The sequence below is a fragment of the Nitrospirales bacterium genome, from assembly GCA_031315865.1.
GTDB lineage: Bacteria > Nitrospirota > Nitrospiria > Nitrospirales > UBA8639 > JAGQKC01.
The window spans coordinates 245,903-268,533 of sequence record JALDRJ010000002.1 but is presented as its reverse complement, the minus strand read 5'-3'; the positions used below and the strand labels follow the sequence as shown (position 1 = coordinate 268,533).

The window sequence follows — 22,631 nt, the reverse complement described above, 5'->3', positions numbered from 1 at the left end:
TGATGGTGGTGGGTAACCAAGGTATGATGGGAAGGTCTCCCGGCCATCTGGAGAAGTATTTCCCGCTCTCCTATATGGTTTATGTGTGACGACATTGGCCGAGGTCTTGTACTCATGTCTCTTGAATGGTCTGTGCGATCGTGAGGAGCAAGATGTCAGCATTTACGGGCTTTGGTAGAACAGCACGCGCTCCAACTTGTCGGGCTTTCTTGTCCAGATCAGGCTCTGGCCAGGCTGTGATCATAATAACCGGAGGCGTTGTTTGCTCAGTGGGCGTTGAAAGTTGTTTCAAAAATTCAATGCCGTTCATCCTGGGCATGTAGTAGTCAGTCAGAATCAAGTCAAATCTTTCCGCCTGAATCATCGTTAACGCCGTGATCGCATTGGGAGCCTTTTCGCACTGATACCCGTGCGATTCCAGTAAGTCGGACAATACCCATCGGATATCAGCATTATCTTCAACAATTAGGATGCGGTATGTCATGTTCCAACCTTCATCGTGGTGGTTTAGAGTGTGATGTTTTCTTTCACGCCATGCTGGCTCTTTGCAATGCAGGGCCGTTTTTTCCTTGATGTCCTTTGGGCGCTGGGAAGAACGGGTCGTGGCTTTTTCTGTCCGGTGACAAGATGAGGATTTTCCCGATTTTGAAGAATCACGGGATCGATCAATTCTCCACATTGCAGACATCGCCACGTGAGAATTTCCATTTCGCCAGCGTCATAATGCAGGTTGAAGCAAGATTCCGGAACCATCAGTCCTTCACATCGAGGGCAGGGGATGTGGTTTGCCGGTAGAGATTGAATATCGTTTATCATGATACGGCAACGCTCCTTTCTTGCCACACAGTATCAATGTGGAGTGAATCTCAGATTAGACCTACATTAAAAATTTCTAATTGTGCTGTGAGGGGAAATACCGCTAGGAGAAACTGGGGTGCTAGGGGATAAGGTGTGTTGTGGGGCCAGAGTCAGAGGCATTGCTCAAACCAGGATAGAGGAACACAACTGGAGAGGAGAGAGAACGCCGACAAAAAAGAGTCTGACGGGAATTATACGATGGTTTGGGTCGTGGACTCATTGGGGTTTAGTATGTCGAGGCGAATATGGCCATTGGGCTGAAGAATCAACTCGCCCAACGAAGATACAGCACGGTTGTTTTGCCCTTAGTGACACTGACTTGTTTCTCTATGGTGTGCTGTTGAGAGTCCTCTGCTGTAACCAGGTACGTGCCAGTTGGAATGTTGACGAAGACCCATGGTCCTTCAACGTGAGAAGCCGGAATCTCAAACGTGAGTGGACCATCAAGTTGTTTGATGGTCAAGGAAACCTTTGAGAGAAAGGCCCGAGCTCCTTGCACTAATATCATTTTCAACGGGTAGGTTGGATAGGTCAGCTGACGTTCTTCCAACCCGACTCCTGCACTGAAATATTGAAACCCGTTCCCTTTATAGAGCGGAAACGTCAGAGGACCTTTGGGAACAGTCCCATTATAGGGAACGGACAGGGTCGACTCAGTGGTGTTCGCCGAGGATTCGGCTGCGATCACTAAGCTGTGAGTCAGGAACATTGAGCACACACAGAGGCCAACGATGTTGGAAATTTTTCGGATCATATTCTGACGACCTGTGACTACAGCGTTCAACAAACCAACCATTCAATGCGCCTCCTTACTTAACGAATAGCATATATCTTGTTCATAGTTTACCCGAAGATTTATACAATGCAATCCAAAATATTATGGCGTACGATAGTGAAGTTTTAGGAGAGGGTCAAGACGCCAGCGCCTTGGATCGTTCCCATCTTCAATTCTTGGAGCGCCTGATTCGCTGACTCCAATGGAAAACATTTTGTGTGTGTGCGAATGGGAATAGTCGCGGCCTCGCTCAAGAGTTCTATGCCGTCCTGCTTGGTGTTCGAAGTAACGCTTTGAAGGGTCCGCTCATCGAATAACTCTCCGGTATAATCGAGTGGTGGGATCGGACTCATGTGAATACCGGCCAAGGCCAATGTGCCTCCCTTTTCCAGCGCCTGAAGGGCTGGGGGAACGAGTTCTCCGGCCGGTGCGAACATGATAGCCCCATGCAATTTGTCTGGTGGACCTTCTGACGCGGTGCCTACCCACACGGCTCCTAATTGTCTCGCAAGATCACGGTGTTCTTTTCTGAATGAGCAGACATATACGGAGCATCCCCAATGCCGGGCGATTTGAATCGTGATATGTGCGGAAGCCCCGAATCCATAGAGCCCGAGTCGTTGTCCTGGTTGAACATGACTACGCCGCAAGGCGCGATACCCGATGATCCCCGCGCACAATAAAGGCGCCGCTTCCTGGTCGCTGAAGATCGGTGGGACAGGATAGGCGAAATGTTCCGAGACTAACGCATATTCGGCATAGCCGCCTTGTACATGATAGCCGCTAAACACAGAGTATCGGCAGAGATTTTCACGACCGCTCAGGCAAAACTCACATTGTCGACAGGTGTCTTGAAGCCATGCGATCCCTACGCGATCACCTTCTTTAATCCGTTTGACTCCTGGTCCCACCTGATCAACGATGCCGATCGTTTCATGTCCCGGAATGACCGGACGAGTTGAAGGCGGGAGGTCACCCTCGACAATATGAAGGTCCGTCCGGCAGACTCCACAGACATGAACTTTTATCCGGACCTGTCCTGGCCCAGGATGAGGATCGGGAAGGTCGGCTAAGGCAAGAGGGTGGTTCGTGATCGCTTGCTGTTGCGTGAGGACCATGGCTTTCATGGAGATTGACGACTCTGGTTGTGGTTGTCATTTCTGAACATGGTCACTGTCGTTCCGGCTTGGGACAGAATGTCGTTTGAGAGTCATGCATATGGAAGTCGTGTTGTTCAAAGCCTGGGCAACATGGCTCTTTTAGCTTTTTCTGACCGTCGTCAGGCGGCGGGGAACATGGTCGATAGACTGAAGTTCATCAATGGCTTTTTTGCTACCTGCCCCTAATTGGTTGAATTTTCTGGCGGATGGGAGCACGCGACTTTCAAAAGAGGCGACAGCGGCGTTATATGATTCCACGGCCTTGCCCAGTGATCCTCCAACTTTGCTGAAGTGGTCGATCAGGACTCCCATCCGTTCCGAAAGTTCCTGCCCCAAGGTACTAATCCGTTCAGCGTCTTCTGTGATCTGTTCCTGCTTCCATCCGAATGCGATAGCTTTCAGTAAGGCGATAAAGGTCGTGGGGGTCGCGATGACGACATTTTTGCTCAGGGCCGATTCGATCAACGAAGGGTCCTGTTCCGCCGCAGCGGCCAGGAAAGAATCGTTGGGGATAAATAGGACGACGAATTCTGGAGCGGCTTTGAATTGCTCCCAGTATTCCTTGGATGCGAGTTGATGAACATGTTGCTTCACGTGCGTGGCGTGGCGGACCAGGGCGCGACGACGTTCGTGATCGTTCGTAGACTCGAGAGATTCCAGGAACGCACTACATGGCACCTTTGAATCGACGACGACTTCTCGCTTGGAGGGAAGTCTGACGACCATATCAGGGCGTAACCGTCCTTCCGTCGTCGTGACCGTTGCTTGTTCGATAAAGTCACAGTGAGGTGACATGCCAGCGAGTTCCGCGGTCTTTCGAAGCGCGATTTCTCCCCATCGTCCTCTAACGTGTGGAGAGCGGAGAGCATTGACCAGCTTGGATGTTTCGGATTGTAAGGTCACGTGGGCCATGGCGACTTGACGTAATTGTTCCCCGACTGCGCTGAGTTCCCGCAGTCTCTTACTCTCGAGTTCTTTGGTTTCCTCCTGATATGTGGACAAGAGCTGGGTGAGCGGCTTCACCAATGCTTCAATCGAAGTCTGGCGTCGATCAAGGTCGACAGCGTTTTCTTCTCGTAAGGCTTTAAATTTTTCCTCCGCCAATATCAAGAATCCTGTGTTATTCCCAGCCAGCGCTTCTGCGGCGAGGGAACGAAAGGCATCGGATAAGGTAGTCTTGGCCTCTTCGAGAAGACCGTGCTGTGCCTGCAGACTGTCGGTGGCTTCTTGGTATTTGGTTTCTGCGGAGATTCGCTCTTCTTCGCACTGTCGCCATCGTTGGAGGGTCGCGGTCTGTTCCGTTTGCAGAGAAGTCAACTGATGGCGCAGCTCCTCGATCCGGGCTTCCGCGGCGGCGCATTGCCGTTCTTTCTCGTTGAGTGCGATGACACGCGAGGCCTTGGCGCGGGCACTGGTCATCCCCCAGGCCAGGCCAACGCCGATGAGGAAACTTAAGAGTGGCCATAGCCAAATCGTTTCGATCATCGATTTAATACCCCGGGAAGCCGGGAATGAAGGGGAGAATGATCGAGACGGCGATTAAGATAATGATGATCCATTCCAGGACCTCCATGCGGCGATTCCCGGTTTGATCGGCCAATTTCTCATACACGCTCTCAATCGTTTCGAGTTTTCGATGGATGCCCTGATCCCATTCTTGCAAATGGAACCGGCGGGAGGTGAGTCGATAGACGCGGGCAAGATACTGATCGCCGAGTAGCTTTAAGGCGTTGGTCACACGTTCAAACAAGATCGCACTGTCGACTTGAAGTTGCCCGATTCCCCGTAAATCAGCATGAAACGATCCTGGCCAACGAAAATGCTTCCACTGGAATTTTGTGAGAGATTCATACGCCTGGTCCAGGGCCGTATCGAGTTGATCGTCAAGGTACCGGCGTTCGAGTAACTCGACGTTGGCGAATTCCAACACCGCACACACGTCCTCCATCTCCTCACCATAGATGAAGGCCCCGTTCCAGTCGATGAAGGATATGTCAGTCTTACCGAACGCGATATGGCATGATGTCGCGTCTTGCACTTCTTCGTCCGATAGCGGTTCTCTCTCACACCGGAGAATTTGGGCGATATTTTGGCTCAGGTTTGATAAGACTTCTGCAGCCGTGACGGCCGGTTGTGCGGCCTCTACATGGAAAATCGAATAATCTTCCATGAACTCTGCCACGTTCGGTTTTTCCACCGCATCTTGAATCGTGGTGAGCAACTGGTCGACACGTTCCCGTGATTTGTGAAGCAGGACGGCATTTTCATGCAAAGCTTCGCTGAGTGGCAACAAAGCCGTAAACGACCCGTGAATAGGTAAGGCGTAGATGACGGAGACGGCACCAAAGTCATATAGCACGACATCGACGATGGAACGAGTCGAGTAGTTGTCGATGGCTAATGAATCGACCTCTTGACTGATGCGTAGTGGAGGCGGACGGTAGTCGAAGTATTGAGGGGTGGGGCGTTTTCGTTTCAATCGCCCACGTGTCTTGGTCGCCGTGATTCGCAGGTCGGCCTTGTCCAAGTTGATGGCCGTTCCGATGTCATAGGAGAAAATCGCGAAGGCGGTTCCTCTCTCGATCTGGATATCGTGTTGCGTTGACATGCTCAGGGATAGGGGAGATAGACGACGGGCAGCGCCGTGCGAAGGGGCCTGCCCTGAGGGACGGCGATACTGTAAGTGCGGTGCTTTCCTTTCTTCTTCCGGCCCCCGCTGGAGAGTTCACACAATATAGATTATGATCCCTATTGTCCGATATTCAGTTGAATAAGACAAGGATTTTACGGCTACGCTCATCGGTCATTGATGCCACGTCCTTTGTATTCGACAACCTCCCCACGTAAGAATACCTTCAAAAGGTCGCTGATTGGTTGGTTTCAGGCGCACAAATTCAAAGCATGTTTGTTGTTCATGCTTCTTTATCTCCTCGCTGAACTCTTCACGATTCCTTTTTTTAGCATCGTACGATTGAAGGCTCAAACTCCTGTGAGAACAGCGATGATGCAGCAACGACTCGATGAAGCGCGGTCTGACGGTCAACCACTCAGGATCGAGCAACATTGGGTGCCTCTCTCCCGAGTGCCAAAACATGTACGTCAAGCCATCGTCGTATCTGAAGATGGCACGTTTTATTCCCATTCCGGCGTCGATTGGCATGAGGTTTGGGAGTCAGTTAAGGTGAACGTGAAGCGCCAGCGAATCGTAAGGGGAGCGAGTACCATTACCCAGCAGGTTGCCAAAAACCTGTATCTTTCGTCGGCCAAAACACCGATGCGAAAGTTCAAAGAATTGATCATTACATTCCTGTTGGAGTCCTCCCTCAGTAAACAGCGAATATTGGAGATCTATCTCAATATCATCGAATGGGGAAGAGGCGTTTTCGGGATTGAAGCGGCGTCCCGCAAGTATTTTGGCACATCGGTCAAGGGGCTGACCCGTGACCAGGCCGCTAGGCTCGCTGCCGTACTTCCCAACCCGCTTCGCTATCGACCAGATTCGAACAGCAAGTATGTGATTGAAAAAAAACGGCTGGTGCTGCGAAGAATGGCGGCAAGAGGAAGGTAATAATCGCAATGACAGTCTTGATCGGCAATGTGCAGGTTTTCTGCTGAAAGGAGTGCGTTATGAAAGTAACGGAAATTGCATTCACGGGTTATCCTATCACGAATCTTCCACGAGCGAGAAAGTTTTATGAGGAAGTTTTAGGGCTATCCCCATCTTGGGTCAATGGGACAGACGAGCAAGGTTGGGTCGAATATCAAATTGGATCGAGTGTCCTGGCGATCACCAATATGGCTCAGGAGTGGACGCCGTCGGCTAACGGTCCGTCGGCGGCTTTGGAGATGGAGGACTTTGGTCAGACGATGCAAGAGTTACGAGCGAACGGGACCACAATGCTCATCGAGCCATTCGAAACGCCCGTCTGTCACATGGCTGTCATCGCTGATCCCGACGGCAACAGCCTCATCATTCATAAACGAAAATCATAACCGCCGTGCTTCACTCAGGTGCGGATTGTTCATCCTGGGCGACATGACCCCGCATGGATTTGTCGGTGATGTTCTTCTCGATTTCTAGAGCGATGACGCGGGCAAGTTGGTCGGCCGAAAGGGCGCCCATCGGAAGGCCTTGTGTTTCAGCGTAAAACGGGTCTTCCGGTTCGGCTTTGCGGTGATAATTGATCAATATTTTCGCCGGTTGAACGGATTGCTTTTGGGGTCCGACGATCACGGATTTTTCCTTGGGCGCGACGCGCGTCCGAGTGGCCCAATCTCGTTTGTCGATCTTCACGAATGCCACACACCAGATTCGTCCATTTAAGAGATTCCTGACAGCCTTTGGCGTGTGTTCAACAAAATACGGGGCTTGGATGAGTCGTTGCAGCGCTTCCCGTACCCGAATATCATACAGCTTGATGGTGGAATCGGGATGTGCCGGCTTGAGCAGGGTAGTCGTGCCCACGTCGTAATAGGGTTGGTCGAGTAAGCTTTGATAATCATCGACTGTGACGAGATATGTTTCAAAAAGAGCTTGAAGCGTCTGGTTTCGTTCCTCTCCAGACATGTGTTTGATTTCTTTGACGGATTTGATGGGCGCGTCCTGAAGGTCTCGTTCGATGAGAACCTTTCGGGGCTTGGGCTGAGTGTCGGCTTTACTCAGCACCCACTGAAATTCTCGCTCAAGACGCGGGATCAGTTTTTGGGGATGATTGAGATACTGTTCTTGTTTGAGCATTGAGGCATTGACGAGGAGAATAACCTGTTTCGGCTGTGTGGTTCTTGCCACGAGGAAGAGAAATTCCTTGACAAAACGATTGAAAACTTTCGGCTCAATCACGACCTTGTCCAGAACCCCTTTTCTCAAAGCCTGATCATACCTGGGATATTGAGTTCGCTGGAGAGTCATCACGCTGAACGCCTCGACGACTGTTTGAACGGCGTTTTCTGAGACCGAAGGATCGAGTTCCATTCCTTCCGCCGCGCCTTTCCCTTCCCCTAAGTAGACCTTGAAGCCTGCGCCTGAAATTTCATGACCGATCGATGTCGTGATGTGGTCTGAAGCCTTAGCATGTCCATCGTGGCCAAAAGACTCCGAAGGATTTCCGATGCCGAATGCCACGATGGCCAGGAGCGTGAGGAAACGATTCAACATACGCATAATGTCAAAATGTGGAGGAGATCATGAATGAAAATCCTTATGGATACTCGCCGCCGCCAGTTTGTTGAATGTCCGAAGACCTGGGCCGGTCTGTGTCCGCACGAGTCTAACAAATATCGTGCGCATACCGCCAAGGGGCGATGGTTTGCTCATCATGACGAATGCCTGTGATAATAAGCAAGTTGTAGTGACATGGCGAGTAGGCATTTATCCTCTATCCGTTCCTTTCTTGACGGCACTTTCCGGCCGCAGGATTCATCGACATGATAACGACTCGATCAGCTTTCACTCGCCGGACTATTGAGGCTTACGAACAGCATCAATCGCGCTTTCTTCGGCAGTGGAATACCGGAACATACAAGATTCCTCCTCACATGAAGGTATGGATGAGCCATTTGTCCAAGGATGGCGTTCTCTTAGACCTCGGATGCGGAGCGGGGCAAGACGCTCGTTATCTACGCCGGCAAGGATTTTCCGTCTATGGAGTCGATCTCACCTGGTCGTTCTTGCAAGCGGCGAACAAGCGGGATCCTCGTTTACCACTCGTTCAAGCAGACATGTGGCGTCTGCCATTTCTGGCACAGACGTTTGATGGTATTTGGGCTGCGGCCTCGGTGATTCACCTCTCGAAGGTCTCTGCTGGCGATGTGTTTAAAAAGCTATGGGCTCTTACAAAACCCGGAGGCTGGCTGGCTATCACGGTGATGTATGGCCGTCAGGCAGGAGTGCTTGAAGACCAATGGATTCCAGGTCGCTATCTGGCCAAGTGGTTCAAGGCTGAGTTGAGTCAAACGGTCAAAGCCGAAAAATGGGAGGTGATCTCTCTGGATCGTGTCGAAAATCAAGAACGGAAGGGGGCTTGGCTCAATCTCTTGGCCAAACGTCCATGCTAAGGCAATCAAATTTTGCCGTTCATTTTACGTGTTCATTCGTTACATCAGAAGAGTTCAGGAGATATCAGTGACGAGTAAAGACCTATGACTACGAGCGCGCGCATCGAAATCCGATCGTGGCCTCTCGTTGGTTGGGAAATGCGCCTCCGCGAGTCGCTGTTCGCAACATGATGGGTTTACTCTTCCACGACCCACCTCGCACACTCTTGTAGCGTCCATTCTTGGGGCCTGTGGGGTTTCGCTCCGGCATCGTTGGGTAATAGTCTGATCCAAACCAATCTTGTACCCATTCGGCTACATTGCCTGCCATATGGTACGCCTGAAAAGGGCTGCGCCCTTCAGGGTAACTATCGATCGTAGCGACAAGAGGAATTTGGTGGACGTGATAGGCTCCAAAGACAACAACCGAGTCGCTCGGAGGTTCCCGTCCCCAGGGGAAGACTTGTCCCGTTAATCCACGAGCCGTTTTTTCCCACTGTGCTTCTGTGGGAAGGTGTTTACCTTGTGACTGGCAAAAGGCATCGGCTTCTTCCCACGTGACATAGAGCGCTGGCCACGGAGCTAAAACTTGATCCGGGATGAAGTGGACATCAATCAGGTGCCAGATCAATTCTTGTAATTCCCGAGAAATAGTCCGGTTTTCCCGGTATAAGAACGCCAAAAACTCGCCGAGAGTGACTTCATATTGATCAATCTCAAATTCGTCAAGCCAGATCCTGCGTTGAGGAAACTCTGTGTCGTCGTATTGCGTATCAACGTTGAACGCGTCGGCATCACGCCTGTCGGTACCCATGAGAAACCACCCAGCCGGAATTCTCACGACCGGCGAAGTCTGAGCAAGGCTCGCGATGTGACGTAAGTGCGGAGTCAACTCCGGAGGGATCTGAGCTGTCGACATGGCTGATGTAGTGGTCACGAGTATTCCAATCACAACGAAAGACGGAATGTTCCATCGACTTTTCTTGAAAATGTCAAGAAAGAGAGCGGCAAACTTAGATGTCAGTGCATACATTGAGGCGTGTTGAACTCATGCGGGTTGGTCGTCAAGCGAGAGGGATATCGTTGGAACTGTTTCTGCGATCGACATGTCACTTTCTTCACTATACATGACTGAACGTAGTCTTGTCTTGAGGCTGAAAGGGATGTGGTTGTGAGTGGAAGGAATTTCCTGCATACTTGCGATCGAGATATTGCCCCTCTCTAAATGAATCCCCTTGTTCATAATATTCATAGGTACATTTTTAATGATGGGAGGACGTTGCGAATGGCGTATCAATTACGTGTGATGGTTGGGCTCTTAGTGGCGTGCAGCCTGGTGTCTGGTCCGGAGGTCTTTGCGCAAGGTTTAGAAAAGCTGACTCCAGAGAAGATCTTAGCCTTACAGGGAAATGTGTTGAAACAAGAAGTGAAGTTTCCGGTGCATTTGTCAGATGGCGAGGAATTTCTGATGGCCGGGTTTTTCTATTTTCACGTTGAGCATGTGTCTGCCTGTCTGTCTTTGACGGAACCTCAACAGGTTGGACCCTGTCTCTTTGAGTTGAACGTAGGAGACAAGCCTGTACAAACCCTGGTTCATGGCATGACGTATAACCATCGATATTGGGATGTGGAACGTATAAACGGTCGGTTGTATTCGTATGCGCGGTATATGGCCGAAAATGATTTTGTGGTCTTAGGCCTCGATTTGCTCGGGAGCGGTCAGTCTGATGTGCCTGGTGGAGATAGGCTGACTCTTGATGAGTCATCGTTGACGATCGCCCAGGTCCTTGAGAGTCTGAAGTCAGGACAGAATCCCATGCATCACGCCTTTGGAAAAGTGATCCTGACCGGTCACTCTCTGGGATCCATTCTGAGTGTGGCGACATTGGGAACATTTCCTCATGTGGCGGATGCCTTGATCGTGACCGCCTGGGCCTTCGCACCGCATGTAGTCCTGTCGCCGGACCTTATCGAGGCCATCTTCCAGAATCCCTACGTCCGAATCCCATCTCAGATTCGAGAAGACTTGTTCTATTTTTTACCGAAGGCTGATCCGGATGTCGTGGAGTTTGATCAACGCTATCTTGCTGACCAAACGCCACGGGGCATTTTTGCCCAAGGCCTTCCGTTACTCGAAGCGATGGCTCGAGGCACGGCTGACGATGTGAAATTTATCAAGGCGTTCTCCGGGTCGAATAGGATACGGGTTCCGGTGTTCATTCAGTTGGGTGAATTTGATGTGATCGCGCCCGCACGACTTGCTGGTCAAGAGGCCAGTTTTTATCCAAACGCGAGAACCGTACAAGTGCATACTCTGCCCAACATCGGGCATGCGTTTAATTTACACGAAAAGAATCGAAAAGGCTGGAAACAAGTCAAACGATGGCTGGAAAGTCTTCCTGACTGATGTGATGAAGAGCGATCCTGGAGTCCTTCTCGAGAGAAGGACTCCAGGCCTCCGGGAGAAACTTGAGTGTTCCAGTCAATTTCGTCACGAATGTTCAGAGGAACACAAGAGAGGGTACGTGTTGAAAACGTTATTGTATGAGTGAATCTCTCTCGATCTGGTCTTTACGGATATCGTACTCTTTCTGATCGATTTTGCCATCCTTGAGATCTTGGTCGATCCGGTCTTTTTGGGTTTTCAGATTGTACTCATACCCGCCCGCGCCGACAGCCGCTCCCCCGAGTACACCTAACGCGGCACTTCCCCCTGGGCTCGAGCAACCAGACAAGGCGAGCAGGAGCAATCCAACAGAGCAGCATGTGAACTCACGCATAGTCAACCTCCTTGAATATGAATTGATGAATGTATGAAAAAGAGGGGGTAAGTGTATGATAACCGTGTGGGCCAGTCTGTTGCTTAGGCACGAGGTGATCGTCTCATAGATTCGTTCGGGCTTCCGTCACCATATCGGGCTGTACGGCCCAATGTGGAAACCGAATCGTGGACCGAAAAATCTTCGGTGATAAGGGTATTGTCCAAATCCATAAGGAAATCCTGAATACAGGCCGATTGGTGGATAACGATAGGTGTCCACGTTTCTTTCATGTTTGGCGATCTGTCGCTCAAGCCTCTCATGTATGGAAAGTTGACGATCTACAGTATTCCGGAGTTTCCCTGAAGTTTGCTGTTCTTTGTGCAGCTGTGATTCGAGTTTCATGATCGTATCGCGTTGAACTTCGATGTAGGCGTACACACAGTTCAGGTGTGCATCGCCGTCATAGGCCAGACATTCCTCTGGTGATTGGAATCCCTTGGAGAGCGCATTTGTCGAGAGAGCTGCATAGCATGCGGCGAAGACAAGAAGTCCCATACGCCAGCGGGGTGGGTAGGCTAATGACCGGTGTTTTGATCTCGGTCGCATAGTTGGGGTCATCCAAGGAGGTATGCCGCCAGGTCAATCCTGCGTGACATTTCACTGAAAGCCTATCACTCGTTCGGACCATACGACAAGCGTCGGGAGATTCCTACAGTGAAAAAGTTCCTACATACATGACGTGCGCCTCCGAGAACTGACATTTTCACGGCACGGGCCTTTCAGGGTGGTCACGGAGAATCGTATCCCAGGCCTCTTGAGCGGACTCGGCGTAATGAAACAATTCAAGATCCTGGGGGCTAATGAGCCCGGAGTCGACGAACATCGGCCAGTTGATCAGTTTCTCCCAAAACTCTTGCCCCATGAGAATAATACTGACCCCTGAGATGACGTTGGTCTGAAGCAGGGTCAAGGTCTCGAAGAGCTCATCCAGTGTGCCAAACCCGCCCGGGAAGGCGACGAGGGCTTTTGCACGATTCAGAAAATGCATTTTTCGAATGGCAAAGTAGTGAAACTGAAAGCAGAGCGAGGGGGTAATATAGGGATTGGGGTGTTGCTCATGTGGAAGCGCGATATTCAACCCTACGGACTTGGCACCCACATCAAAGGCTCCGCGGTTTCCCGCTTCCATGATTCCTGGCCCCCCGCCCGTGACGACGACATATTCGCATTGTCCTTGGATTTGGCAGGTGGATGAGACCAGGCGGCTAAACTCTCGGGCTTCATCATAGTACCGTGAGAGATGCATTTGATTTTGAGCGATGATGAGTCGGCGTCTGGTGTGTTCATTCGCCTGTGTTTCATGGGCTGACTTGGCCGCAGTGAGTTGAGCTTGAGCGGCTTGAGGTTCTGGTAGACGGGCGCTGCCGAAGACGACGATGGTTGAGGCGATGTGTTCTTCCTGCTGAAGGAGCTCCGGCTTTAACCAATCCAGTTGAAGTCGTACTGCGCGTAATTCATCCCTGGTGAGAAATTCGATATCTTGATCCGGTCTGCGATAGGCCGGCCATTCATTCGGAGGAGACAGATGAGGGCGATGGTCTTTCTCGTGCTCCATTGACGGCCTGAATGTTCAATGTTCTATTGTCTAGACATTATCCATGAACGATGTGTCACACTCGTCTTTTCTAACAGAATTCAGTCTGTCGACGATAGAGGCTGATGGGAAATTGGGGATCGACGACAGTGTTCGTCAAAATGTAAGGGTGACAGGTGCAGGCTCAACAGCATTGAAGATTTCGGGAAGATGATTTGTCTGGGGATTTCCTCTACGCACTACGACCTTGCTTGACTTTTGCCAGGAACGAGTGCAACCTATTGATTACGCTGACACACGTCATCCAGAGATGGGTGTTGATTGGTACGTTCATGATTCATCGTTCTTGGGTGACGTTTCAGTACGGCTAGGTTATCTCATTCCCCTCAGGAATTAGGCCTTACATGCCGGGTCGAGATTTCTCTTCTTCCGCCATTGGCGGTAAATCAATTTTTCCTGTCCATCATCAGTCTGTGTATGTTCAGCAAGTTGATCAACTCTACGCCAATGCCCCCATAGGCATTATTGGCTCATTCGTCAACGCATGTGTTCTCGGTTTTATGCAATGGAACGTGGTTCCGCATACGTCAATCGTCATATGGTTAGTGTGCGTGTTCCTCGTGAATATTTTCGGCATCATCCTTCTGTATCAATATCAGACGCACAAGAAAACATCCTCTCGTCCAGCTTTCCGTCCAACTTTCTGGGATTCCTGGTTTATTACCCGAATGGTCGTAGTTGGTTTGGTTTGGGGAGCGTTACCGGTATTTCTCTATCCGCAGGATTCCATCCCCCACCAGATTTTTCTGGCTCTCATCGTCGGAGGCATGGTTGCCGGAGCCACAGCCGCTCATGCCGCTTCGATCGAAGCGTTTCTGGCCTATAGTTTGCCTGCCACGCTGCCCCTGATCGTGAGGTTTTTTGCTGGAGGAAGCCATTTTCATATTGCGATGGGAGCCGTGGGCATCTTCTTCCTGATCATGATGATCGTGACGATGTTGCGAAATCATAAAGTGCTGATCAGTGCCATTGGGCTACAGTCGGAAAATTCTAGCCTGATTGCTCACCTGTCGGAAGAACGGGATAGGGCCGAATCGCTCAATCAAGCGTTACTCGAAGAAGTCAACATGTGTCAACGGATGGAGCAGGAATTGATCCGGCATCGAGATGATCTCGAGCAGATCGTGAAAGAACGTACCGAAGAATTGCATACGTCAGAAACGCGTTTCCAGTTTTTGGCGGAGAACATTACCGATCTTCTTTGGATGATGGATCTTGACGGCCGTCATTTTCGTTACATGAGTCCCTCGGTCGAGCAGATGTTGGGATATTCCCTCGAAGAAGTCCCAACGATTTCATTGGAAGATGTGTTAACCGAAGGGTCTCTCGATAGAGCGCGGTCAGTGATGAAAGAAGAACTGGCGGCTGAGCAAGACCCTTTAGTCAATTTGTCCCGGTCTCGGACATTGGAGCTTGAGCATCGTCGGAAAGACGGGTCAGTGTTTTGGGCCGAGATTCAAGCCCGGTTTTACCGGGATGAACAAGGGGGAACGATTGGAATTGTGGGTGTGACCCGTGATGTGACAGAACGCAAGCGTGTTGAAACAACGAGACGTCGACTCGATGTGCAGCTCTTGCGGTCCCAGAAAATGGAGGCGATCGGGACCTTAGCCGGTGGGATCGCGCACGATTTTAATAATCTGTTGACCGGCGTTCTTGGGAATATCTCACTCGCCAAGGGATTCTTTACAGAGGGAAGTCCTGGTGCTCAGTATTTGCATGTCGCAGAACATGAAGGAAATCGGGCGAAGGATCTCACCCAGCAATTGTTAACGTTCGCGAAAGGTGGAGATCCCATTAAGCGGGTGACGTCGTTGGATGTTTTGGTGAAGAACACCGTGGAGTTTGTTCTTTCCGGTTCTCCGATCGCGCGAAAGTACGAGTATGAAGAGCCCCTGTGGCTCGTCGAAGTTGATGCCGGCCAAATCAGTCAAGCTATACAGAGTATCGTGACCAATGCCGTTGAATCGATGACCTCGAAGGGGTTATTGACGATCCGTTGGGAGAATCATGCGATGAATGAGCCTTCTGCGGAACTCGGGGGTTCCACGATTGGCGAAGGCTACGTGAAAGTTTCATTTACCGATGTTGGGTCTGGCATTGCTTCTGAAGACTTGCCCAAAATATTCGACCCGTATTTTACGACCAAATCCGATGGTCATGGCCTAGGGCTAACCTCTGCGTACACGATCATGAAAAAGCATCACGGACATCTGACGGCGGAGTCCACGCCGGGGCGTGGGACGTGTATTTCGTTGTACCTGCCGGCTTGTCCGAAAGGCACGATGCGTCGGCCTCTTCTGCCGCACACGAAAAAACATGGAACGGGTAAAGTTCTTGTGATGGATGATGAAGAGTCGATTCGTGTCCTGGCGAGCGAGATGCTTCGTTCCTGCGGGTATCACTTTGCCATGGCCAAAAACGGGGAAGAAGCGCTCAGTCTGTACCAGGATGCGCAGAAAGCCAATGATCCGTTTTCCGCCGTGATCCTTGATTTGACTGTGCCGGGCGGGTTGGGGGGGAAGGAAACGATGCAACGACTTCTCCAGATCGACCCCGAAGTCAAAGCCGTCGTGTCGAGTGGCTATTCCAATGATCCGATCATGGCACAGTATCAAGCCTTTGGATTTCAGGCCGTGATGACCAAGCCCTATTCTCTCCTCGAACTCAGTGACGTCATGTACCGTCTTGTCATGGATTCGTTTCGTTCGTAGGCTTCAAAAGTTCTCCGGTTTGTCCTTGCTGTCTTCAATGGGCTCTTCCATAGGCTCTTCACAACGTTTACAGTTCAGTTGTTCTCCCAGTTTTTCCTTACGACCTTCCTCCGAGAGAACCCAGGTTCTGACGCTCCAGGGGGGATTGTGTCGAACATGCTGTCCGTGCCCACAGGCCAGATCCGCCACCCAATCGCCTTCCTCGTCCAGATGATATCCGATAATGGGTTGATTCATGTTGCTTGGTTCCTTCTGCCCACGTTTGCCTTGACATCTAAATAGTCCCGCATCCAGTCTCCAAGGAGATTGACCGCTAAGACCACCAACATTAACGCCAATCCTGGGAGAATGACGACATGGGGCGCCATGAGCATATAGCGGGTCCCATCACGTATCATGTTCCCCCAAGATGCTTCAGGTGGCTGTACGCCCAGTCCGAGGAACGAAAGACCGGCCTCCGCGATGACAATGCTGGCAATGCCAAAACTCAGTTCAATAAGGAGTGGCGCGCTGAGTGCGGGGAGCAAATAACGGAACATGATCCGAAATGAGGTGGCGCCCAGTGCCCGGGCGGCAGTGATTTGGTCGGATTCCTTGAGACTCAACACTTGTCCGCGAGCCAGGCGGGCATAGCCCACCCACCCAACACAGGCCAGCGCCAGCACGACATTGTGGATGCCTGGTCCCATGACCCCGGCCAGAGCGATAGCCAGAAGAATCCCTGGAAATGCCAGAAAAATGTCGATGACTCTGCTTAACACATGGTCGGCCCATCCGCCATAGTAAGCGGCGAGCATGCCGACACAGCTGCCGACTGTCGAGGCCAACATCACCACGAAGATTGAAACGAAGAAGGAGGTTCGGGCTCCGACGATCAATCGGTCGGCAATCGGTCGTCCGAGGTCATCATGCCCGAACCATTCGAGCGAGGTGGGCGGGCTCAAAATTTTTGTGAGGTCGATCTGATTGGGCACGATCGGCAACGCCGGCCCGAGTATGGCGACCAGACCCCAAATCGTGATGAGCGATAGCGGAAACACGAGTCGATTCATGAGGTCTCTTGAATACGGATTCGAGGATCAATCCACGCGTAAAGCACGTCAGTCAAGAGGTTCACTCCGATATATAGGCCGCTGATGCACAGAATTGCGGCCTGCACAATGGGGTAATCTCGTTGTTGAATGGCTTCGATCATCAATGACCCCAGGCCTGGCCAGGAAAAAATGGTTTCGGTAATGACCGCTCCGCTGAGTAATGCGCCTAATTGCAGACCCAGAAGGGTCAGGACGGGAAGCATCGCATTACGCAACGCATGATGAAACGTGGTACGGACGCTCGAGAGACCCTTGGCGTGGGCTGTTCGGATGTAGTCTTCATGAATCACTTCCAGCAGCGCGCTTCGTATCATGCGCGATAAGATCGCCGCCATGGCTGTTCCGAGTGTCAGCGCCGGAAGAACGAGCGAGAGAAAGCCTTCTCGGCCACTGACCGGAAACCAGCCTAGCCATAATGCTCCGACGAGTATGAGCATCGGCCCCATCCAAAAATTCGGAATTGAGACTCCGCCAAGCGCGAATGTCATGGCTGCGACATCCGTCACGGTATTCTGACGCATGGCCGCTGCGATTCCCAGGGGAAAGGCCAAGAGGATCGAGACCAGGAACGCTGCCAGGCCGAGCTCTATCGTGGCGGGTAACCGTTCTTGAAGGATTTCGGTGATGGCTCGACCTGAATGAATCGAATGCCCCAGATCTAACTGCAACAGCCGAAGAAGATAATCGCGCAGTTGCACATGGACTGGAAGATGGAATCCCATGGCTTTTCTCAGGGCCTCTTTGTCCGTGGGGTGTGCATTTTCTCCCAACATGACATCAATGGGATCTCCTGGAATCAGATGAATGAGGATGAAAACCAGGCAACAGACGCCCAGGATAACGAACAAGGCGCTCGAACACCTTGTCAGAAGAAATCTTGTCATGTCCGTCCTTGACGGGATGGCGTCGCTGTTATCAACGGTCGTGACGGGTTGACTTCTAGGAGACCGTCGAAGTTGCCGTCAGATGAAAGCCGGTATCCCTGAATGTCCTGTTTCGCGATGAACACATGTTCTGCGAACCACAATGGGACGTAAGGCAAAGCCTGGAGCAAATGACTCTGCAGACGGCGATAGATGGCTTGTTGCTGGTCGGCGTCTTGGGCGCTCTGTGCCTGGTCGATGAGCCTGTCTGTCTGTTCGTCGAGAAAGTGTCCCCGGTTGGCTCCGCTAGGAGGGAGGGACTGGCTATGGAATGCGTAATGAAAGATATCCGGAGTCTTTAACCCAACCCAGGACAAACTATACATCTGAAATCGACCGGCTTTGATGTCGCCGTAAAAGGTTCCCCAATCGTGACTTTGGATAGAAACATGGAACCCCACCTCGGTCAGTTGCGCTTGAAGAATGGCCGCCAATCGAAGTCGAAACGGATCAGTCGTGGTCTTGTACGTAATACGGGGCGGATGTTTGCGGTCGAAGCCGGCATCCTGTAACAGCTGTCGGGCACGGACCGGATCGTACGCATATCCCGATAAATGAGGGGAGCCAACCCAATGTTCGGGAGGAAACAGGGCATTGGCTGGTTGGGCGGAACCTTGAAAGAGATACTGAATAATTTTCTCGCGGTCGATGGCGTGGGCCATGGCCTCCCGAACGCTGCGTTGACCGACGATGGGGTCTTGTAGGTTAAAGCCAAGATACGTAAAGTTCGCGCCTTTTTGTCGTTGGACCCGAATCTGATTCTGGGCTTCAAGAAACGCGATCACTTCATACGGGAGATCGTTCTGCGTCATGCTTATTTCGCCGGCCAACAGCTTTATCGCCCGCACGGTCGGGTCAGGAATACGTAAAAACTCAAACATTTGACCATCGACTCGGCGAATCAAGCGCCAACGAGCGTCATCTGGTCGCTCGACGAAGGCGAAGGGTCCGCTGCCGATAGGATGGCTATGAAAAGGATGTTGCTGTTGAATAAGTTTCGACGGAAGAATGCCGATAACAAGATAGCTCGTAAAGAGCCGGTCTGGCGTTTTCAGATGGAAGTCCACGATGTCTTCTGAGAGCGCGTCAATCTTGGAAATGAGCGAGAGCGAACTTCGGTGGGGAGAGTGATGTTTCGGGTTGACGACGAATTCATACGTGGCTTTCACATCATAAGCGGTGAGGCGAGGACCATGATGGAATGCCGAACGTTGTGGCCGTAAGTGAAACCGGTAGTGGGTGGGCGATAATTGTTGCCACTCGGCCAGTGATGGAATCGGTCGCGTTGCGTCATCAAAATCCACGAGTCGCGCATAGAGCAGTCGATTTAACCTGGCTGATGTGGCGTCTGTGGCGAAGCGGGGATCAAAATTCGCTGGCCCGCTGGCCAGCCCAAAACTGAGGGCCGGTGTGGAAGGATCTTCGGCGCAACCCAGGCAGAGTCCTGCGATCGCGATACGAAGCCAAAAGCCCAGAAAAAGGGTGATGGACTGAGAATGAAAAGGCTGTATGCCGACCATGGGTATTCTTTAAGGATACCGCATGGAAGCGTTTTCTCCAACTCCAATACTTTGCGAAGAAGAGCTTACCGTCGGCAGGATGATCTCTTCGTTGAGCCTTAGCTAGAAACCGCATCATCTTTCACACGAATCGATGGAGTGTTTGTATGAGTGCTGCCTCAGGAATTCTTACGAAACCAGTGGTCGAAGTCGAATCTACTCGCTCGGTGAAGGGCCCACAAGCGCCTACGTCACTCAAGGACACGGGGCTGTCCGAAGAATTGCTCATCCAGTTACTCGTCAAAACGCTCGTGTCGACTGGTGAGCTGACAGAAGCGAGTGGTGGAGCACATCTGAAGCTTCCTTATAGCGTGATGAAAGAACTGTTTACGATTCTTCAGCGAGACAAGCTCTGTGCCGTACGGGGGCATGGTGAACCCTTGGGGGTTCTGTATCGGTATACACTCACGGATGAAGGCCGTAATCGTGCACAAGCCTATTTTGAGATTAGTCGGTACGTGGGGCCGGCTCCCGTTCCGCTCGCGCAGTATGCCGAGATGATCAATCGTCAACCGATTAGTCGATTGAAGATTAATCGGGCGATCGTCGAACAGGCGACGGCGCACCTGATCCTTCCTGAAAAAACGGTGGAGCAAATCGGAGAGGCGATTAATTCTGGTTGGCCTATCTTCCTGTATGGCCCGCCAGGCAATGGAAAGACGGTCATCGCTGAAGCCATCGGGCAAATGCTGAAAATGGTCGGGGGAGGAGAAATTTATATCCCGTATGCGGTGGAAGTCGACGGGCAAATCATTCAAGTGTTTGACCCAATCTCGCATCAATCCTCAGGGGCACCGGTTGAGGTATCGAATTCGTTCATTGAAACCAAGATCGAATGCGACCCACGTTGGGAATTATGTCGTCGACCCGTCGAGTTTGCGGGAGGAGAATTGACGATGGGAATGTTGGATTTATCGTTCAATCCCATCGCGAAGTATTACAAAGCCCCGCCACATATTAAAGCCAACGGGGGAGTCTTTCTGATCGATGACTTCGGGCGGCAACTCGTTCGGCCACGAGATTTGCTGAACCGATGGATCGTGCCGCTAGAAAAACGCGTCGATTATTTGACCCTCCACAGTGGAAAAGTCTTTCAGATTCCGTTCGATACCATCGTCATTTTTGCGACCAATCTGGAACCCCAGAAGCTCGCCGATGAAGCGTTTCTCCGACGAATCAGGAATAAGGTGTACATCGCTGATCCCACACGGCAACAATATGCGTATATTTTTCAAAAAATATGCGAGAGCAAGGGCGTGCCATTTGTGCCGGAAGCCGTAGAATATTTATTCGAAAATATTTACGACAAGTATCATCTCAACATGCGAAGCTGTCACCCACGAGATCTGATCGAGCAAGTCGTGAGCATTGCCAAGTTCAAGGATGTGCCTCCCACGCTCGATAAAACACTGCTCGATCGAGCTTGTCATACCTATTTCTTCGTGGAGGAAGAGCAGGGAGAAGCGGATGCCGGAGAGTACTAGTATGCGACCCACGCATGTTCCTCCTGATAACTTCTTGCTCATCTGATTCCTAGTCTTTTTCAGCCTTCCCGTTCCTGGTACACTGCGTGATAGTCACGGGGTGTCTCAAGCCACGCCTGCGCGAGTCATGAAATCCATCACAGCCCAAGACCTGTATAATTTCACGAAGTGCGCCCATCGCGTCTATTTGGACGCCCATGGTGATTTGAGTCAAAAAGGAACAGTCAACACGTTTATCCGGCTGCTGTGGGAACTGGGCCTGCAAACGGAACGCGAATATTTGGCGTCGTTGGAGGACCAGGAGGTCGCGGACTTGCAGCCGCTTTCATTGAATGTCGCGTTTGACGAAACGATTCGATTGATGGAGCAAGGCGTGGCCGTGATCTATCAGGGGTGTCTTCAAGATGATTCCTACGTGGGCCGACCGGACTTGTTGGTGAAATGCGAAGAGGCGTCTTCTCGGTTTGGCGATTATTGTTATGAACCGATCGAGATTAAGGCCGGCAAGGGATGGGAGCAGACGGAAGGACGTAAGCCAAGGTTCAAGGAGCATTATGCGTTTCAAGTGCTTTTTTATCGAATGCTCTTGAAAAGCCACCAAGGGACTCTTCCAACGCTCGCGCGAATCATCAATGGCCAGAAAGAATTTGAAGTGTTCGATCCTGCGCCATTTGAATCCGACTTTTCCCTGGCCTTAGAACAGGTGCGTCGATTGGTGAATGCGGATGATACTTCTGAACCGGTTCTGGGCAGTCAGTGTTATTTGTGCGGATGGTTCAATCGCTGCGAGCAGTGGGTGCGCGAACGTTCTGACCCGACGAGTTTATTTTTCGTGGGCAAACAGAAATTTCTCATGAAAACGGTGGGGCTTCACACGGTCGAAGACATTGCACGAATGGAGATAGGAGACTATCTCAAGCCACCGAAGAAAATCCCCAGGATGGGAGAACGGTCGCTGGCGCGGATGAAGCAGAGAGCCCAAGTTCTTTTACGCCATGAACCACGCATTCAACCAGGATACGCATTTCCGGACCGCGCGCGCGAAATCTACTTTGATATTGAAGATGACCCGACACAATCTCTGACCTATTTATATGGTCTCTTGATTCGAGAAGGGAAAAATCCCCCATCGTATCAGTATTTTCTCGCGCGCGAGCCTCAAGAAGAGGAGCAGACTGTTCGAGCGTTCTGGGACTTTCTTGCCTCGGTGGATGAAGGGACCTACTATGTGTATTCACACAAGGAGCGAACATCTTTAAAACAACTCATGGAACGATATGGGCTGGATCGAGCGGTCTTTGACCGGTATGTCGAACGGGAATACGATTTGTACTCCGATCTGATCGTGATTTACTCTGACTGGCCCACCTTTTCCTATAGCATCAAGCATATCGCCAAAATGGTGGGGTTCCGGTGGAGAGACCCTGATCCCTCTGGGGCGAATTCCATCGCCTGGTTTAATGACTATTTGAAAAATCCTTCTCAACAGGCTTTGCTTGAACGGATTTTACGGTATAACGAAGATGATTGCGCAGCCATGATGGCGATCAAAGACTACTTTGCGCAACAACATCCCGTCATGAAGGAGACGGTCAACGAATAGGAGGGAGGAGCT

Annotated in this window: 23 protein-coding genes; 8 read left to right on the top strand and 15 right to left on the bottom strand. The window is 51.2% G+C overall.

Annotated elements, in window-relative coordinates; all coding sequences use genetic code 11:
- Positions 1-112: 112 nt before the first annotated feature.
- The 6 genes from MRJ96_01230 to MRJ96_01205 form a co-directional block, all read right to left on the bottom strand.
- Positions 113-484 carry a response regulator gene (locus tag MRJ96_01230; protein MDR4500065.1) on the bottom strand — a complete coding sequence of 124 codons (372 nt, stop codon included), beginning with the start codon at positions 482-484 and terminating at the stop codon, positions 113-115.
- A gap of 23 nt (positions 485-507) precedes the next feature.
- Complete coding sequence (locus MRJ96_01225) at positions 508-816, bottom strand: phage terminase large subunit family protein (protein MDR4500064.1); 309 nt, start codon at positions 814-816, stop codon at positions 508-510.
- A 307-nt stretch (positions 817-1,123) separates the two neighbouring features.
- Positions 1,124-1,612, bottom strand: a complete 489-nt coding sequence (locus tag MRJ96_01220; protein MDR4500063.1) for a hypothetical protein — start codon at positions 1,610-1,612, stop codon at positions 1,124-1,126.
- Between the two features lie 146 nt (positions 1,613-1,758).
- Positions 1,759-2,760 (bottom strand): zinc-dependent alcohol dehydrogenase family protein, encoded by a 1,002-nt coding sequence (locus MRJ96_01215; GenBank protein MDR4500062.1) that lies wholly within the window; start codon positions 2,758-2,760, stop codon positions 1,759-1,761.
- Between the two features lie 132 nt (positions 2,761-2,892).
- Entirely contained in the window at positions 2,893-4,278 is a 1,386-nt protein-coding gene (gene rmuC, locus MRJ96_01210) for a DNA recombination protein RmuC (protein ID MDR4500061.1), read from the bottom strand.
- Between the two features lie 4 nt (positions 4,279-4,282).
- Positions 4,283-5,401 carry a hypothetical protein gene (locus MRJ96_01205; protein MDR4500060.1) on the bottom strand — a complete coding sequence of 373 codons (1,119 nt, stop codon included), beginning with the start codon at positions 5,399-5,401 and terminating at the stop codon, positions 4,283-4,285.
- 306 nt (positions 5,402-5,707) lie between these two features.
- Between MRJ96_01205 and mtgA the strand changes: the two genes are divergently transcribed.
- Together mtgA and MRJ96_01195 are read left to right on the top strand one after the other, a co-directional pair.
- Complete coding sequence (gene mtgA / locus MRJ96_01200) at positions 5,708-6,361, top strand: monofunctional biosynthetic peptidoglycan transglycosylase (GenBank protein ID MDR4500059.1); 654 nt, start codon at positions 5,708-5,710, stop codon at positions 6,359-6,361.
- 59 nt (positions 6,362-6,420) lie between these two features.
- Complete coding sequence (locus MRJ96_01195) at positions 6,421-6,786, top strand: VOC family protein (GenBank protein ID MDR4500058.1); 366 nt, start codon at positions 6,421-6,423, stop codon at positions 6,784-6,786.
- Positions 6,787-6,796: 10 nt separating this feature from the next.
- On the opposite strand, the gene MRJ96_01190 is transcribed toward MRJ96_01195, so the two are convergent.
- Positions 6,797-7,948 carry a hypothetical protein gene (locus tag MRJ96_01190; protein MDR4500057.1) on the bottom strand — a complete coding sequence of 384 codons (1,152 nt, stop codon included), beginning with the start codon at positions 7,946-7,948 and terminating at the stop codon, positions 6,797-6,799.
- A gap of 33 nt (positions 7,949-7,981) precedes the next feature.
- On the opposite strand from MRJ96_01190, the gene MRJ96_01185 reads away from it, so the two are divergent.
- A complete protein-coding gene (locus MRJ96_01185; protein ID MDR4500056.1) occupies positions 7,982-8,125 on the top strand; it encodes a hypothetical protein in 144 nt (47 codons plus the stop codon).
- Positions 8,126-8,217: 92 nt separating this feature from the next.
- Positions 8,218-8,847, top strand: a complete 630-nt coding sequence (locus MRJ96_01180; protein MDR4500055.1) for a class I SAM-dependent methyltransferase — start codon at positions 8,218-8,220, stop codon at positions 8,845-8,847.
- Positions 8,848-8,935: 88 nt separating this feature from the next.
- On the opposite strand, the gene MRJ96_01175 is transcribed toward MRJ96_01180, so the two are convergent.
- Positions 8,936-9,763, bottom strand: coding sequence for a formylglycine-generating enzyme family protein (locus MRJ96_01175; protein MDR4500054.1), 828 nt, complete (start codon positions 9,761-9,763; stop codon positions 8,936-8,938).
- Positions 9,764-10,111: 348 nt separating this feature from the next.
- On the opposite strand from MRJ96_01175, the gene MRJ96_01170 reads away from it, so the two are divergent.
- The gene (locus MRJ96_01170) at positions 10,112-11,233 is read left to right on the top strand and encodes an alpha/beta hydrolase (GenBank protein ID MDR4500053.1); all 1,122 of its coding nucleotides are present in this window, start codon (positions 10,112-10,114) and stop codon (positions 11,231-11,233) included.
- 130 nt (positions 11,234-11,363) lie between these two features.
- On the opposite strand, the gene MRJ96_01165 is transcribed toward MRJ96_01170, so the two are convergent.
- From MRJ96_01165 to MRJ96_01155, 3 genes are all read right to left on the bottom strand, one after another.
- Positions 11,364-11,606 (bottom strand): gas vesicle protein GvpG, encoded by a 243-nt coding sequence (locus tag MRJ96_01165; protein MDR4500052.1) that lies wholly within the window; start codon positions 11,604-11,606, stop codon positions 11,364-11,366.
- Positions 11,607-11,732: 126 nt separating this feature from the next.
- Positions 11,733-12,194 carry a hypothetical protein gene (locus MRJ96_01160; protein ID MDR4500051.1) on the bottom strand — a complete coding sequence of 154 codons (462 nt, stop codon included), beginning with the start codon at positions 12,192-12,194 and terminating at the stop codon, positions 11,733-11,735.
- A gap of 157 nt (positions 12,195-12,351) precedes the next feature.
- Positions 12,352-13,203, bottom strand: coding sequence for a TIGR00730 family Rossman fold protein (locus tag MRJ96_01155; protein MDR4500050.1), 852 nt, complete (start codon positions 13,201-13,203; stop codon positions 12,352-12,354).
- Positions 13,204-13,586: 383 nt separating this feature from the next.
- Here MRJ96_01155 and MRJ96_01150 point away from each other — a divergent pair, with 383 nt between their 5' ends.
- A complete protein-coding gene (locus MRJ96_01150; GenBank protein ID MDR4500049.1) occupies positions 13,587-15,956 on the top strand; it encodes a PAS domain S-box protein in 2,370 nt (789 codons plus the stop codon).
- A 3-nt stretch (positions 15,957-15,959) separates the two neighbouring features.
- Here the strand turns inward: MRJ96_01150 and MRJ96_01145 are convergent, their stop codons facing one another.
- Genes MRJ96_01145 through MRJ96_01130 form a run of 4 tightly spaced genes read right to left on the bottom strand, consistent with a single transcriptional unit; the run spans position 15,960 to position 19,493 of the window.
- Complete coding sequence (locus MRJ96_01145; protein MDR4500048.1) at positions 15,960-16,193, bottom strand: DUF3565 domain-containing protein; 234 nt, start codon at positions 16,191-16,193, stop codon at positions 15,960-15,962.
- Positions 16,190-17,008 (bottom strand): ABC transporter permease, encoded by an 819-nt coding sequence (locus MRJ96_01140; protein ID MDR4500047.1) that lies wholly within the window; start codon positions 17,006-17,008, stop codon positions 16,190-16,192. The genes MRJ96_01145 and MRJ96_01140 overlap by 4 nt, the downstream gene beginning before the upstream one ends.
- Positions 17,005-17,934, bottom strand: a complete 930-nt coding sequence (locus tag MRJ96_01135) for an ABC transporter permease (protein MDR4500046.1) — start codon at positions 17,932-17,934, stop codon at positions 17,005-17,007. Before MRJ96_01135 ends, MRJ96_01140 begins: the two co-directional genes overlap by 4 nt.
- Complete coding sequence (locus tag MRJ96_01130; GenBank protein MDR4500045.1) at positions 17,931-19,493, bottom strand: ABC transporter substrate-binding protein; 1,563 nt, start codon at positions 19,491-19,493, stop codon at positions 17,931-17,933. Before MRJ96_01130 ends, MRJ96_01135 begins: the two co-directional genes overlap by 4 nt.
- 146 nt (positions 19,494-19,639) lie before the next feature.
- Between MRJ96_01130 and MRJ96_01125 the strand changes: the two genes are divergently transcribed.
- Together MRJ96_01125 and MRJ96_01120 are read left to right on the top strand one after the other, a co-directional pair.
- Complete coding sequence (locus MRJ96_01125) at positions 19,640-21,016, top strand: AAA family ATPase (protein MDR4500044.1); 1,377 nt, start codon at positions 19,640-19,642, stop codon at positions 21,014-21,016.
- A 127-nt stretch (positions 21,017-21,143) separates the two neighbouring features.
- The gene (locus tag MRJ96_01120) at positions 21,144-22,619 is read left to right on the top strand and encodes a TM0106 family RecB-like putative nuclease (protein ID MDR4500043.1); all 1,476 of its coding nucleotides are present in this window, start codon (positions 21,144-21,146) and stop codon (positions 22,617-22,619) included.
- Positions 22,620-22,631 lie beyond the last annotated feature (12 nt).